Source organism: Pseudoalteromonas sp. OANN1 (genome assembly GCF_024124685.1).
Classification (GTDB): Bacteria; Pseudomonadota; Gammaproteobacteria; order Enterobacterales; family Alteromonadaceae; genus Pseudoalteromonas; species Pseudoalteromonas piscicida.
Window position 1 is genome coordinate 220,749 of the sequence record NZ_JAMXSE010000004.1, and the last position, 16,216, is coordinate 236,964.

The 16,216-nt window shown below is 42.8% G+C and carries 10 protein-coding genes; 9 read left to right on the forward strand and 1 reads right to left on the reverse strand.

What is annotated here, in order from left to right:
- Positions 1–131: 131 nt before the first annotated feature.
- The 8 genes from NH462_RS05805 (at position 132) to NH462_RS05840 (ending at position 13,319) form a co-directional block, all read left to right on the forward strand.
- Positions 132–4,970, forward strand: coding sequence for an NAD-glutamate dehydrogenase (locus NH462_RS05805; RefSeq protein WP_017218694.1), 4,839 nt, complete (start codon positions 132–134; stop codon positions 4,968–4,970).
- Between the two features lie 137 nt (positions 4,971–5,107).
- Positions 5,108–6,118 (forward strand): quinone-dependent dihydroorotate dehydrogenase, encoded by a 1,011-nt coding sequence (gene pyrD, locus NH462_RS05810; RefSeq protein WP_253104779.1) that lies wholly within the window; start codon positions 5,108–5,110, stop codon positions 6,116–6,118.
- A gap of 121 nt (positions 6,119–6,239) precedes the next feature.
- Positions 6,240–6,767: a cell division protein ZapC domain-containing protein gene (locus NH462_RS05815; protein ID WP_211859760.1), complete on the forward strand. Its 528-nt coding sequence runs from the start codon at positions 6,240–6,242 to the stop codon at positions 6,765–6,767.
- A gap of 90 nt (positions 6,768–6,857) precedes the next feature.
- Complete coding sequence (locus NH462_RS05820; protein ID WP_253104781.1) at positions 6,858–7,241, forward strand: zf-TFIIB domain-containing protein; 384 nt, start codon at positions 6,858–6,860, stop codon at positions 7,239–7,241.
- 92 nt (positions 7,242–7,333) lie between these two features.
- On the forward strand, positions 7,334–9,445 hold the full coding sequence (gene rlmKL / locus NH462_RS05825) for a bifunctional 23S rRNA (guanine(2069)-N(7))-methyltransferase RlmK/23S rRNA (guanine(2445)-N(2))-methyltransferase RlmL (protein ID WP_253104784.1): 2,112 nt from the start codon (positions 7,334–7,336) through the stop codon (positions 9,443–9,445).
- On the forward strand, positions 9,438–9,668 hold the full coding sequence (locus NH462_RS05830) for a glutaredoxin family protein (RefSeq protein WP_010371514.1): 231 nt from the start codon (positions 9,438–9,440) through the stop codon (positions 9,666–9,668). The genes rlmKL and NH462_RS05830 overlap by 8 nt, the downstream gene beginning before the upstream one ends.
- 1 nt (position 9,669) lies before the next feature.
- Positions 9,670–11,586 carry an ABC transporter ATP-binding protein gene (locus NH462_RS05835; protein WP_045962525.1) on the forward strand — a complete coding sequence of 639 codons (1,917 nt, stop codon included), beginning with the start codon at positions 9,670–9,672 and terminating at the stop codon, positions 11,584–11,586.
- Between the two features lie 8 nt (positions 11,587–11,594).
- A complete protein-coding gene (locus NH462_RS05840; RefSeq protein ID WP_253104787.1) occupies positions 11,595–13,319 on the forward strand; it encodes a DUF3466 family protein in 1,725 nt (574 codons plus the stop codon).
- A 116-nt stretch (positions 13,320–13,435) separates the two neighbouring features.
- Here the strand turns inward: NH462_RS05840 and NH462_RS05845 are convergent, their stop codons facing one another.
- Positions 13,436–13,945 carry a DUF2062 domain-containing protein gene (locus NH462_RS05845; RefSeq protein ID WP_010371507.1) on the reverse strand — a complete coding sequence of 170 codons (510 nt, stop codon included), beginning with the start codon at positions 13,943–13,945 and terminating at the stop codon, positions 13,436–13,438.
- Between NH462_RS05845 and NH462_RS05850 the strand changes: the two genes are divergently transcribed.
- Positions 13,946–16,171 carry a DNA internalization-related competence protein ComEC/Rec2 gene (locus NH462_RS05850; RefSeq protein WP_253104836.1) on the forward strand — a complete coding sequence of 742 codons (2,226 nt, stop codon included), beginning with the start codon at positions 13,946–13,948 and terminating at the stop codon, positions 16,169–16,171.
- Positions 16,172–16,216 lie beyond the last annotated feature (45 nt).

Here is a 16,216-nt window from a genome sequence, read left to right on the forward strand (position 1 = left end):
AGCTTGAAATGTTTTCGTCAAAAAGGCTGTTTATTAGCGTCAGAAAGGTTAGAATTTACCTGACTCCACGCTAATAAATGGCTGTACAAATAATCTACCGTTCAAAGGTGGTATAGATTAAGGAACACATAATGACACAAAATGAAGGCACAGCTTCTGTTATCCTAGATAACGTCTGCAAGCTTATCCATAAAAAAGTCCATGCTGACAAAGTGTCACTTGTCGAAACGTTTGCCAAAACCTTGTACAGCAATATGTCTAAAGAGGATTTGGCACATCGTAACGACAGTGACTTATACGGCGCAGCATTGAGCCTTTGGAATGCCCTTGATAAAAACAAGTCTGACGATGCCGTCATTCGCGTTTTTAATCCTGAGGTTGCAAAGGATGGATGGCAATCATCGCATACGATTGTCGAGATAATCGCTAAAGATATGCCGTTTTTGGTTGATTCAGTGCGCATGGCGATGAATCGCAAAAACATAGTCTCTCACCTATTACTTCATTCTCCACTTAAGTTACAAAGAAATGATGCTGGTGCAATCACCGCGGTTTCTAACTTAAAAGCAGAACAAGAATCTACGTCTACTAAGACCGTATTCTTTATCGAAATCGACAGGCAAACAGATGATTCGGTGATCGCTGATTTTACAGCTGAGCTTGAATCTGTCTTAAATGATGTTTCTGTTGCGGTTGCTGATTGGCTACCAATTCGCGATAAATTGGTGAGCGTAAGTAAAGAGCTGCCGACCCGTCATTATAGTTGTTCAAAAGAAGAAGTCGCTGAAGCGGTCGAGTTTTTAGACTGGCTGGTTAGCGACAACTTTACCTTTATGGGCTACCGCCAATATGATTTGACTCCAGTTCAAGGTGACTATGAACTGAAGCCAGTTGAAGGCACAAGTCTCGGACTAATGAAAAACTCAGGTGACGATCACAGCCGTTTATTGTCTGAACTGCCTGAAGTTGCGCGCAAAGAAGCACGCAGTAACAACTTGTTGATCTTAACCAAGACAAACTCACTTTCACGCGTTCATAGACCAGCATATATTGACTATGTTGGTATCAAGCGTTTTGATGATGAAGGTAACGTGATTGGTGAAGACCGTTTCATTGGTTTGTTCTCTTCTAGCTTCTACAACAACAGTGCGGTAGATGTTCCGGTACTTAAGAGTAAAATTAACCGTATCATGGAGCAATGTGACTTTGCTAAAGGCACACATGCATACAAGGCGGTACTCAATATTCTTGAAACCTACCCTCGTGATGAGTTAGTACAGGCACGCGAAAGCGAGCTACTTGAAGTGGCAATGGGCGTTCTACAAACTCAAGAACGTGACATGTGTCGCCTATTTGTGCGTAAGGATGTGTATGGTCGTTTCTTCTCTTGTATGGTTTATGTGCCAAGAGAGCGATACAACACAGCGTTACGCCGTGAAACTCAACAACTGCTAGGCCGTGCATTTAAGTCTAGCGACAAAGTAGAGTTCACCACCTTTTTCTCTGAATCAACACTTGCGCGTACGCATTATATCGTGCGTGTTGATGACAACAACATAGATTACAACGTGAAAGAAATCGAAAATAACTTGGTAGAAGCCGCTCGTACTTGGGAAGACAAGTTACAATCTGCACTTCTTGAAAGAACGGGTGAGTCTCGTGGTAACGAGTTAAACCGTAAATACACGAATGCCTTCCAGTCTGCTTACAAAGACCAAGTATTGCCAAGCGCAGCAGTCGTAGACATTGAGAAGCTAGAACAACTAAACGATGACAACAAACTTGAGATGCTGTTCTACAGACCTCAAGAAGAAGCAACGTCACAGCTTGTTCGTTTGAGCTTGTTCCATAAAGCAGAGCCTATTCACTTATCAGACGTGATGCCAATGCTTGAGAACTTTGGCCTGCGTGTTATTGGTGAAACACCATACGCGGTGAAGACGACTGACGGTCAAGTAAACTGGATCATGGATTTCTCTATGCTTATCGACAGCAAAGGGATCACTGATTTTGACAAAGTATCAGCACGTTTCCGTGCGGCATTGACCAATGTGTGGAATAACCGTCTAGAAAACGATGGTTTCAACCGCCTGGTGTTATTAGGTGGTCTAACTGGTCGTGAAGCATCTATCTTACGCGCATATGCTAAATACATGCGCCAAATTGGTGTGACGTTCTCGCAGTCTTACATCGAGAATACATTTGACCGTTACCCGCACATTGCAGCGATGATCGTTGATCTATTCGTGAAGAAGTTTGCACCGAAGAAAGTTGCCACTGAAAAGGCGCTTCAGAAGGTTGTTGATGCTATCTACTTAGAGCTTGAAAATGTAGCGAACTTAGATGATGACCGTATCATTCGTTTGTACGTTGATATGATCAATGCAACGCTGCGTACTAACTTCTATCAAAAAGAAGCTGATGGCACGAATAAGTCGTACACGTCATTCAAGATCCAGCCAAGCGCAGTGCCAGATATGCCATTGCCATTACCAGCGTTTGAAATCTTCGTTTACTCTCCACGCGTAGAAGGTGTTCACCTACGTGGTGGTAAAGTGGCTCGTGGTGGTCTACGTTGGTCAGACCGTCGTGAAGATTTCCGTACAGAAGTACTTGGCCTGGTTAAAGCACAGCAGGTTAAGAATACGGTTATCGTACCTGTAGGTTCTAAAGGTGGTTTTGTTTGTAAACAACTTCCAACTGAACGTGAAGCGTTCTTCAAAGAAGGCCAAGAGTGTTACAAGATCTTCATCCGTGGTCTACTAGACATCACAGATAACATCGTACATGGTGACATTGTGCCACCAGTGGATGTTGTACGTCACGACGAAGACGACCCATACCTAGTTGTTGCAGCGGACAAAGGGACTGCGACTTTCTCTGATATCGCAAATGGTATCGCTGAGTCTTATAACTTCTGGCTTGGTGACGCTTTCGCGTCAGGTGGTTCAGTTGGTTACGACCACAAGAAGATGGGTATTACTGCTAAAGGCGGTTGGGAATCGGTTAAGCGTCACTTCCGTGAAATGGACGTTGACTGTCAAACAACTGATTTCACAGCGGTTGGTATCGGTGACATGGGTGGTGACGTATTTGGTAACGGGATGCTGCTATCTAAGCACATTCGTTTACAAGCGGCATTCAACCACATGCACATCTTTATCGATCCAAACCCAGATGCGGCAAGCTCGTATGTAGAGCGTGAGCGTCTATTTAATCTGCCACGTTCAAGCTGGGAAGATTATAATAAGGATCTAATTTCTGAGGGCGGTGGTATTTTCTCTCGTGCAGCGAAAGCAATTACGCTAAGCGCTGAAATGAAGAAGATGATAGGCACTAAGAAATCGAGCATGACACCAAACGAGTTGATCAAAGCATTGTTGAAGATGCCAGTTGATTTACTGTGGAATGGTGGTATCGGTACTTACATCAAGTCTAAATCTGAAACTGACGCTGAAGTGGGCGACCGTGCAAACGACGCACTACGTATCAACGGTGGTGAGCTTGGTGCTAAGATCTTTGGTGAAGGTGGTAACTTAGGTGCTACTCAGCTAGGTCGTATCGAATTCGCTTCAAACGGCGGTCGTATCAACACTGACTTTATCGACAACGTAGGTGGTGTTGCCTGTTCGGATAATGAAGTTAATATCAAGATCCTACTTAACGGCCTAGTTGCTGAAGGTGAATTGACGAATAAGCAGCGTAACGAATTACTGTATTCAATGACTGATGAAGTATCAGAATTGGTACTGAAAGATTGTTACCGTCAAACGCACACGCTTTCGGTTACTAAGTCTAAAGGTCCAGCGACGCTGAAAGAGAAAGTACGCTTTATCCATGCACTTGAAAAAGACGGCAAGCTAAATCGTGCAATCGAATTCTTACCAACTGATGAAGAGCTAGCAGAGCGTGCGGCGGCAGGTAAAGACCTAACGCGTCCTGAGCTATCTGTATTGGTTTCTTACTCTAAGATGGTATTAAAAGAGACATTAGTTGTTGATGAGATCTCAGAAAATCCATACTACCGTCAGTTGTTAGTGAACTCGTTCCCAGCACCGCTGCGCGAGCGTTTCAATGCTGCGATGGATAATCACCCGCTACGTAAAGAGATCATTGCAACGAAACTTGCAAACAATATCGTTAACGATATGGGTCTAAACTTCATGGTTCGTATGCACGAAGAGACAGGTGCAACGGATGCAGAAATTGCGGTTTGCTACTCAATTGCAAGTGCAATCTTTGAAATGAAGGAAACGTGGTCAGCGATTTCTGCGCTTGATAATAAGATCCCAGCGGCAGTTCAAACGGAAATGCTATATCAATTACGTCGTACGGTTCGCCGTGCAACGCGTTGGTTCTTGCGTCATCGTGACAAGTCTCAAACTATCGAGCAAACCATCGCGTTCTTTGCACCTACATTTAAAGATTTAAGTGCAAATCTACACAACTACATGGTTGCAAATGAAAGCGAGCAGATCGTTGATAAAGCACGTGACCTTGAATCTCAAGGTGTACCAGCTGAGATTGCACTGCGTATCGTGTCACTTTCAAGCTTGTTCTCGGTCATGGACTTAGCGGAAGTTGCACATAGCTCAGGTCGTAAGATCGGTGTTGTGTCTAATACTTACTTCACGCTTGGTGCAAACATGGGTCTACATTGGTTCCTTGACCAAATCACGGCTCAACCTGTTGCAAACCATTGGCAGGCGCTTGCTCGAGCTTCATATCGTGAAGAGCTGGATTGGCAACAGCGTTCATTGTCAGAGGTTGTGTTAAACAGCTTTGCTGGTGATGACAATGATATCAATGAACAGATTGAACAGTGGATGGATAAGCAAGCAGGCTTACTACACCGTTGGCAGCAAATGCTAACCGAGTTTAAGACGTCGCAGAGTCATGACTTTGCTAAGTTCTCAGTTGCACTTCGTGAGCTAATGTTACTAAGCCACAACTGCGATACTTCCAAATAATCTAGAAATCGCTACAATACCCCAGCTTTGACTGGGGTATTTTTTTGTCTAATGCCATTGGCATAATCCATTTAGCTAAAGTTACGCTCGGGTAATTTTAGCTAAGTCGATTACGTTACCAATACTGAGGAGCTACCATGTTTTACGATCTTGCGCGTCGTTTTATGTTTAATAAAGATGCGGAGTGGGCACACGATTTTGCCCTAAGCAACCTGCGCCGCTTTGCGAATACGCCAATGAGCCTTGCATGGTCTCAATCAGTTCAAGACAAACCTGTTAATTTTCTAGGTTTAGAGTTTAAAAATCCAGTAGGGTTGGCCGCCGGTCTTGATAAAAATGCTGAGTGTATCGAAGCATTTGCGCAAATGGGTTTTGGTTTCATTGAAGTGGGAACTGTCACGCCGAGACCACAAGCGGGCAACGACAGGCCTAGGATCTTTCGTCTACCTGAAGCAAATGCGATTATTAATCGCATGGGGTTCAATAACAAGGGCGTCGATTACCTAGTCAACAATGTAAAAGCAGCAAAATACGATGGGATCCTTGGGATCAACATTGGTAAAAATAAAGATACACCGAATGAACAAGGTAAAGATGACTACATTCACTGTATGAGAAAAGTATTTGAGCATGCCTCATATATCACCGTGAATATCTCTTCACCAAATACACCGGGCCTTAGAGATCTACAATATGGCGAAGCGCTAGATGATCTATTGCAAAGCCTGAAAAATGAACAGATGGATCTGATCGCCAAGCATAATAAGTCAGTGCCTATGTTGGTAAAGATTGCACCAGATGTCGATGGCGTTCAGTTAACCCAGATCGCAGAATCGTTAGTTAATAATCGTATTGATGGTGTTATTGCAACTAACACAACATTAGCCCGAGATGCGGTAGAAAACCTAGAGTACGGTAATGAAGCAGGTGGTTTGTCTGGTAGACCTGTTCGTGAAAAATCGACGCATGTTGTCAGCGAATTGAAGCGTATTACCGACGGTAAGCTACCAATCATCGGTGTAGGTGGTATTGACAGTGCGGAATCTGCAAAAGAGAAATTTTCAGCTGGTGCAGATTTAGTACAAGTCTACACAGGCTTTATTTATGAAGGGCCTGCACTTGTTAAAAAGATCGTTTCGTCCTTATAAGGATCGGTCATATAACCAAATGATCCAAAACAAAACGTTATTATAAAAAATTTCATCATTGCGTTTTTCGCGTTATACTCCCACTTACTAGTTGAGCTAATTGGTTGGTGGGAGAGAAGTTTTGCAAGCTTCAAAAGAGTGGCAATGGATCCGCTGCACAGAAAGGAACAGGTTGTTAATTGATTTGGGTGACGAGCTTCAGCTTTGCACGCCTTTTCGGTTGCGCCACCTTACTGAAGACTCAACCGCTAATCCCAATTTTAGTCTCAGCGAAGCTGAATTTTATCAGAGTGTATTTTCCTACCTATGCGGTTTTGGTGTTTGGAACGAGCCTAGATGCTGCCAAATCGCTTTAAATGCAACAGCAGCAAAATTTCACTTACAACCGATGCAAGCAAAAAGCTGGTTTTTTAAGCCATATTTTGGTGGTGAACCTGTGAGTGAGGCGGTTGTGTGTTTAAATTCCAAGTTAAGCAGCGGCGAGTTTCTAATTATCGAGCATGATGGTCAATCAAGTCTTTGTTTAAGCCTGAACGAGCAATTTATTCTTGATGAGGGAATAGAGCTTGAACAATTTCAAGCGATAAAAGTACTGAACGATCGGTTAGCGCCTCTTGTGTTAACACACCGAGTTCATCAAAGCGCATAGCCAAGTTCATCCCATCGTTTTATTGACCAGCAATTATTTCCTGTATTAACCTGTACCTAATTTGTGTTGTTTGCAGTTTAAGGGAACGAAATGCACTGCCTTTGCGATAAAACGTTAAAACTAATTTATGCCGACGCTGAAGGACATTGCGGTTATCAATGTCAGTCATGCGGTGCCATTTGGTTGCCGCGCAAATTTATTGATTCCATTAAACATACTTATCACTTTAGTTATACCGATTTTATTGCAAAGCGGTCGTTGGTTGAGCGTGACGTTTTACAATTATGCCCTGATGATGGTCATACACTTAAAGACTATACGCTCTTTGAAGCTAGTTTTAGTGAGTGCGGGTGCTGTGGTGGCGTGTGGTTTGAAAAAGGGGAGCTCCATAACTTACTGCAAAATTACCAAAGCAGGAACTCGAACATAAGCGCGCTAGATAAGTTAAATTTTCTGAACTTGCTAAATTTTTAACGTAATTTATCCTCATACAACCAAGCTCAACTAATAACTAACGATAACTTGTGTGTTATACTGCGCCCAGTTGAAATTTAAGGGTATTCAAATTGCAATTTATCGCATTGACATCTATTGGTGTAGAGCAGTTACTGGTTGAAGAATTAACCGAGTTTGGTTTTGAAATAAACAAGCAAACCGTTGGTTCAGTTAAGTTCACAGGCGCTAATCTAGACGTACAAAAGTTCTGTATGATGACACGATTTGCAACGCGCGTGATGTTGCTTATCGATGACAAACCAGAAGTGAATGACAAAGATTCTCTCTACAAGTTTGTTCGTTTTCAGGCATGGCAAGATTGGTTTAGCCCAAAGCAGACCTTTGCAGTAGAGTTTAATGGTACGAATAATGCGCTTAAAAATACGCAATTCTCTGGTCTGGTTGTTAAGGATGGGATCGTTGACTACTTCAACGACTTGTTTGAGCAACGTCCAGATGTTGACAAACAGACACCGGATATTCGCATCATAGCGAAATTATCTAAGCAAGGCTGTGCGCTATATATCGATTTCTCGGGACCTCGCTTATCTGATAGAGGCTATCGTGACAAACAAGGTAAAGCACCAATTCGTGAACATTTAGCGGCAGCGCTTGTTAAACGTAGCGGCTGGCTTGAAGATACTAATAAGCCGCTTTTTGACCCCTGCTGTGGTTCTGGCACGCTATTGATTGAAGCGGCTTCTATGGCGCTTGGTTTACCTACTAATCTTAATAAAGATTTTGCCTTTAAGCGCCTGCCGAGTTTTCGTGAAAGTAAGTTCACCGAGCTTAAAGCACAATTAAATGTACAACCAGAGCAAAAGAGCTTGTGGCTGATCGGTAGTGATATCGATGAACGTGTGTTGTCAATCGCTGAGCGTAATGCCAAGCGCGCAGGCGTTGAGTCACATATTAAGTTTAAGTTTGAAGACGCCAATCAGCTTAGCCTTGCTGCTAAACGTCCCGGCACTGTGCTGAGTAACTTGCCTTATGGTGAACGTCTAGGTGGTATGGCCGAAATTATTACGCTCTATCGCAATATGGGGATCGCCTTTAAAAAGCACTATAAAGACTGGAATTTGGCGTTACTTGCAAGTGAAGAAAGCCTGTTAAAAGTGCTAAAACTAGCGCGTAAAAAGTCTTATAAATTCAAAAATGGCCCGCTCGACGTGCTGCTTAACTTGTATGAAATGAATGAAATGCAGGTACAGCAAAATAAACAGAGCAGCGGTCTTAATTTTGAAGGCTCGACTGCGTTTGGCAACCGTTTGAAGAAAAACCTGCAAGGCTTAAAATCTTGGCTGAAAAAAGAAGACGTCAACGCGTATCGTGTTTATGACGCGGATATTCCTGAGTACAATGTTGCGGTTGATGTATATAACGACAATGCAGTCATCTTTGAATACAAAGCGCCAAAAGAAATTGACGATAGCGTTGCGCAAAAACGTTTGCAAGATGTGATCACACTTACCGCCGAGCAGCTGAATATCGACCCGCTAAACATCGCGGTAAAAGTAAGAAAACGCCAAAAAGGCCAAGAGCAATATAAGGCTCTAGACAAGCAAAACCGCACTGAGGTAGTAGAAGAGTACGGTGCTAAGTTTAAGGTTAACCTATTTGATTATCTAGATACTGGTTTATTCCTTGACCACCGTTTAGCCCGCAAGTTTATTCAGCAACATTCGAAAGATAAACGCGTGTTAAATCTATTTGCATACACAGGTAGTGCTTCGGTGCACGCCGCAGTTGGCGGTGCTAAGTCTGTTACCACAGTAGATATGTCAAAGACCTATCTAAAATGGGCTGAAGAAAACTTTGAGCTAAATGGTTTGAAGAATCCACGTTTCAGATTTGAGCAAGCGGATTGCTTAAAATGGCTTGAAAGAGCCGTTGGTCAATATGATCTCATTTTCTTAGACCCACCAACATTCTCTAACTCTAAACGTATGTCTGACGCATTTGACGTGCAAAGAGATCATTTAAAACTATTTGGTTGGGTAAAGAAAATATTAGCACCGAATGGTGTACTGCTGTTTTCTAACAACAAACGCGGTTTTAAAATCGATGAAATGGGACTTGCGGCACTTGGCCTAACTGCTGAAGAATACTCATCGCAAACCTTGTCTTTGGACTTTAAACGTAACAAGCAAATTCACAACAGCTGGTTGGTCCGTCATGATTAAATGTACCTTATTCCACACCGATGGTTGTCATCTTTGTGAAGAAGCATTGGCGATGTTAATTCAATTTTTGCCTGAAGCCGAAATTGAACTCGTTGATATCGTCGATAGTGAAGAGACGATGACGGAATATCAATATAGAATTCCAGTGATTAAAAAAGGCGAGACAGGTCAGGAACTTGGCTGGCCTTTTACTCAACAACAACTACAAGAATTTATAGAATAATATGGATCTCATTCGAATTGCTAAAGCCCAACTGGCTTTTGGTTCACACCCTATACTTGACCAAGCTGATGCCGTTATTGAATCAGGCGAGCGCGTTTGTATTGTGGGCCGAAACGGTGCCGGTAAATCAACGTTACTGAAAGTGCTTGATGATCAAGTTCAACTTGATGATGGTGAAATCAACCGTGTTGGTGGATTAAAAGTTTCAAGGCTAGAACAAGACCCACCAAAGGGCGCAAATGGGTCAGTCTTTGATTATGTTGCGAACGGTTTGCCTGATGTCGCTGAGCTGCTCATTGAATTTCATGAAGTCAGTGAAAAACTACAAACCAGCCAGTCAGATAAACTGATGACCTCGCTTGAGCGCCTGACTCAGCGATTGGAAAGCGAAGATGCGTGGCGCTTTGAGTCAAGGATCAAGCAAGTGCTAAGCCAGTTGCAATTAGATGCGAATATGCGCCTAGAAGAGCTTTCCGGTGGCTGGCTACGCAAAGTCGCGCTGGCCAAAGCGTTGGTGAGCGACCCAGACTTACTGTTACTCGACGAGCCGACTAACCACCTTGATATGCAAAGTGTTATCTGGCTTGAGCAATTCCTAAAAGAGTTTAAAGGGGGGATCGTGTTTATCTCTCACGACCGTGCCTTTATACGCGCAATGGCGACTCGAATTTTAGATTTAGACCGTGGCAAGTTGGTTTCATACCCTGGAGATTATGCGCAATATCTAGAACAAAAAGCCCATGATTTAAAAGTGGAAGAGCAACAGAATGCCTTGTTTGATAAAAAGCTTGCCGAAGAAGAAACTTGGATAAGGCAGGGGATCAAGGCCCGTAGAACCCGTAACGAAGGTCGTGTGCGAGCACTAAAAGCGCTTCGTGTTGAGCGCAAGCAACGCATCGAGCAACAAGGTAAGACAGACTTTAACATCGAGACGGCGGATCGTTCCGGTAAGCTGGTCTTTGAAGCGAAACATTTAGACAAAGCATTCCAAGAAAAATGTATTGTGAAGGACTTTTCAACGCTGGTGATGCGTGGCGACCGTATTGGCTTGGTCGGTCCAAATGGCGCGGGTAAAACTACGCTGTTAAAAATGCTTTTTGGTGATATTAAACCTGACGCAGGCAGTGTAAAACAAGGCGTGAATCTGGAAGTTGCGTACTTCGACCAATACCGTGAAAAATTGGATGAAGAAGCTACCGTGCAGGATAATGTCGCAGAAGGTAAGCAAGAAGTGATGATGGGCGGTCGCTCGCGTCATGTGCTTGGCTATCTGCAAGACTTTTTATTTCCGCCTGCAAGAGCTCGAACCCCTGTAAAGGCATTATCAGGCGGTGAAAAAAACCGCTTATTGCTAGCAAAGCTCTTCCTTAAGCCTTCAAATATTATTGTGCTGGACGAGCCGACCAATGACTTGGATATTGAGACGCTTGAGTTACTTGAAGAAATCTTAAACCAATACCAAGGCACCGTGCTGGTCGTCAGCCACGACCGAGAGTTTATCGATAATACCTGTGGTAGTGTTTGGGCGTTTGAGGGCGAAGGTCTGGTGACAGAAATTGTTGGCGGCTATAGTGACTTTGAGCTGTATCAGCAAAGACGAGAGCAGCAAAAGAAAGAAGCACAAAAGGTTCACCAAGAAAAGCAGCAACAAGCCGAGACTAAAAAGACAGCTGCGCCTGCTCGTTCAAATAAGCTGAGTTACAAATTAAAACTTGAATTAGAGTCGTTGCCCAGTAAAGTAGAGGAACTTGAAGAGGCAGTGAACAAACAACAAGCACTGGTCAGCGATCCAGACTTCTTTAAACAAGATCAAGAAACGACCCACAAGGCATTGAACCATTTGACTGAGCTAGAGTCGAAGCTGGAAGCCGCGTTTGAACGCTGGGAAGAACTAGAAGCATTACAGAATCAGCAGTAAGGATTAAAATGAAATTTAAACTTTTAGCCGCGAGTGTCGCCGTAGCCCTTTCACAACAGGCGGCCGCTGCCACCTATCAGTTAACTGAATTACCAAGACATGATAATAGTAAGTATAGCTACGTGTCGGATGCCAACGAAGCTGGGGATGTGATTGGTCACGCTTCCAATTTATTTGGTGTAAAGATTGATGTGTCGTATATCGACTTCGATGATTCAACACTCAAAAATTATTACGACAGTACAAAAAAGCAGTACGAGCTGATCGAAGAAGAAATCACCTTCACACTTGAAGATATTCAAAATAATGATGCAGCTAATACGAATGCTCAAGCTCACGCTTTTATGCTGTCTTATGTTATGAATTCAAGTAGAGTAGTTAGCCAAGAGTATCAAAGAATTGAAAGAGCAATTTCTTTGACATATAACAACAATACCGCAGAAGAGTTTGTGGTATTTGACGAGCAATCTCCTGATTACGAAGGACTAACGCGCTCTGTCACTAACTATCTTACAAGCATCGCAGAAGACGGGACAATAGTGGGCTGGGGTTCTGCACCTTTTAAAAAGATAACTTTTACTCCCGAGGGTGAAACAGAAGAAGAAACTTATTTTGTACGTGATTGGCGAAATAAAGGTATTTTAGTTACACCAGCTGGAGAGAAAATTAGGTTAGAGCCTGCCTTTACAGAATACGGCGGTCTTTCTCTTGCCACTGATATCAAACAAACTGCTGATGGCGGCTATATTGTTGTGGGACAAAGTTCGACTTCGTTATCGCAAAGAGCCACAGAAAATATAGAAGACAGTTGTGATGGTGTAGATGAGCCAGTCGATGTGTGTATTCAAAGGTTGACCTCGCCATATCATACTAGAGCCTACAAGTGGACATTTGATAATGATTTTAACTTAGTTAGTGCAACCGAACTAGGACTTGGTTTTACACCAGATGAAGATGATGAACGAGCCTATTCAAGCATGGCTGTGGCAACTAATGGGACGGGATTAACAGTTGGTTATTCTCGTGCACGTCGTCAAAGTAACGATGATCTTCTACCTTACGAACAAGCTGTGTACTTTACTAACAATGAAATTAAACGCATTAAAGAGGTTGAGAGCTTTATCGAATATAGTCAAGCGGTAGATGTGAACGACAATGGCACGATTGTTGGTGTGTTTGGACGTTTTACTGGTGGCTCAAGAGATTATGACTCAACAGGTTTTTATTTTAATGCGAATACCGCAGAGTTCAAAGAAATGCCTGCATACTTCGAGGGGTCGGCGACAGCAATCACAGATATTAACAATAATGGCTTTGTTGTAGGCCAAGGTGTTACAGAAAAGAGTGGTTCTAACCGTCGTCGCGAAGCGTTTTTATATGAAATTGGTGCAGAAAAACTCGTTAATATAAACTCACTTCTTCCTTGTAAGAATGATTCTTTCCCATACACTATTGCAGAAGCTGTGAAGATCACTGATGACAACAAGATCTATGCGATTGCGACCAAAACGGTTGAAAGACGCAATACGTTAGGTGAAATTGAGAAGGACAGTAAGGGCGAGACTGAGTATGAGTCGGTAAGCTTACCTGTTCTACTTACGCCAATTTCTGGTGAACCAGAAAACTGTACACCACCTGAAGCAGAAACATATGAGCGTCAATCTGCAAGCTGGTCTTGGCTTAGTTTACTCGCGTTACCACTAGTGGCGCTGAGAAGACGTCGTAAAGCCTAAAGTACAATTTAGACGATAAAAAAGCCCTGAAGGGCTTTTTTTGTGTTTGAAAAGAAATATTCGCAAATTCAATTCGATATTTAACTCAACCGGTACAAATCTTAACTATACTGGTATTAGCCTTGGCCGCGGCTTTGCCACGCTTTATTCACTGAACGTCGCCATAGGTAGTCGATACCGAAAAAGCCGATAATGGCGGCAAGTGTTGCGCAGATCAAAGAGCCGACGATAAATGCAGGCCCAATCGTTGTTAGGCTTTGTGCAAGCCATTCCCAACTCGCCTCAAAATGGAATGGTTGTTGTTCTTGACCAAGCGCAAATACACCAACTAAGTATGAGCAATAAAATATCGGCGGCATCGTGAGTGGATTGGTGATCCACACGAGTGCAATAGACAAAGGCAAGTTGACGCGAAATGGAATCGCAAGTGCTGCTGCCAGTACCATCTGAAAAGGAACAGGGATGAATGCGAAAAATAACCCCACCGAGAATGCGCCACGAGCTGAGCGCCGGTTTAAATGCCAGAGGTTGGCATCATGCAGTAACTTACCAAAGATTTTTAATGATTTCTGTTGTTTGATTTTATTATGATCAGGTAAAAAGCGTTGAATCGTTTTTTTCGCCATTTGCAGCTGCCATCTACTTGGATTCTGATATGTTTTGGAATAATTCTGGGTTGCTTCAGTGCGGTATTTCTTCTCGACAATTGGCGATTAGCCGCAATAAGCATATTCCTCTACTTCATGGGCCGCTATTCTAAGCTTTTTTGTCCTATATTGGCAGGATTTATTTTAGGGATTTCTATTGTTCTAAGTCATTACTTTGTTTTTTATCAACTAAAAATACCAGATATGTGGCAATCGCAACTTGTTACTGCTTCGGGTAAAGTTATTGAGGTTGATAATTCTGTGATTGGTGAAGCGTTAACGGTACAGCTAGAGCAAGTTGATGGCTATCAGTTTGCGCGTTGGTGTACCGTTAACGCAAAGCTTTATCGTGATTCATTAACGCCTATGTTGCGTGTCGGTGACCACATTGAATTTACGGTAAAACTTAAGCGTTATCGTAGCCGAGTTAATATCGGACTTTTTAACGCTGAATTGCACGCGTTTAGAAAGCATATGTATTTCAAGGGCAGTATCAAAACAATCAATTCGGTAGTGAAGGACACTACGTGGCGAGATAATTACCGCTTATTCATAGATACAAAGCTCAATGGACTCAGATATGCTTGGCTGTATTATATTTTGTTAACCGGCGATACAAGCAAAGTCGATTTCGAAAACAAAACACAATTTAGAAGTCTTGGCTTGAGCCATCTGTTAGCGATTTCAGGGCTTCATATCGGGATGGTATTTGCCATCGCATTTTTGCTAATAAAAGTCGTGCTGCATTGTATCCCGGTAATAATCTCCCAGGCAGCCAACTTGCATCAGTGGTGTTTAGTTTTTGCGTTACTGTTGTGTTTTGGTTATGTCGTTCTTTGTGGCTATAGCGTATCGGCGACTCGAGCTTTGATCATGGCAATGGTGTGGGTTGCTTGTTACCTCTTTGCTGTGCGACTTAAAGCGCTTCAGGTGCTAACGGTTGCGTTGGCAATCGTCTTGATGGTAGATCCATTTTCACTACTCAACCCTGGTTTATATTATTCCTTTTTTGCGGTTGCGATAATCGTAACATTAGTGACAAAAGTCGGCCGAGGTTTAGGTGCAAAGCTGCTTGCCTTAATCAAGTTGCAGTTTGCGTTATTTATTTGCTTATTACCGCTTAATCTGTATTTTTTTTCAGGTGCGAGTATCATTTCATTGGTTGCGAACATCATGGTGATCCCGTTGATTTCTGTTGTGGTATTTCCGCTACTCCTGCTTCATGTTACTGCGCTGCACGCTATTGGTTGGCAATTTCCACTTCATTTAGTTGATAATGGACTACTGGTTCTATTTGAGCTGTTGCAAAACTCTCCAGTAAGTTGGGTAGATATACCCAGCGTTTCGTCCGTGTTTCTCATAACCAGCTACTTAAGTGTTTTGCTGCTGCTTTTGTTCAGAAATTATTTTGGTTTATTACCCATATTGTTTTTCTTTGTTCAATATCAGTTTCGGGTTTCTCCGCTATGGCAAATCGATGTCTTTGATGTCGGTCACGGAACGGCAGTGTTAGTTTCTCGTAATAACAAAGGGCTGCTCTATGATGTGGGGGCCAAGTATTTTGGCTATTTTTCGATGTTTGAGTTTGTGATAAAACCCTATCTTTTGAATAATCGAATTACGCTACAAGATACCATCATTAGCCATAACGATGGTGACCATAATGGTGGTGTTGACGACCTTATTACCTATGACGGGGGGAAATCCTTGCAGCGCTTTCACCCAGCCAGTGCTGCTGATAGCTGTGAGCTCGGAAAACATCAATTTCAAGGACTAGACGTATCTGTGATCTGGCCTCAAGAAATGTCGAACAATGACAACAATAATTCTTGTGTGGTTCGTATCTCTGATGGACAGTTTACGCTTTTATTACCAGGAGATATTGAGAAAGTCATTGAAGCTAAGTTACTTACTCTAGAAAAAGAAGCACTCAAAGCCGACATTTTACTGGTTCCACACCATGGCAGTGGCAGCTCTTCAAGCGAGCAGTTTATTCAAGCTGTTGACCCGGATATTGCGATATTTTCTCGTGCCTTTTACTCGCCTTGGAAAATTCCCAATGAGAAAGTGATTGAAAGATACCAAAGAGTAGGGAGCACACTATTGGATACCGCCTTAGATGGCCATATAAAGATCTCAATTTATGCTCAAGAAATTACCGTCGAACGAGCTCGGGAAGTGGAAAATTACTGGTTTCTCAGATAATCCATTCAGTTTTAACGATTTGAAAGTTACAATAATGCCATATAG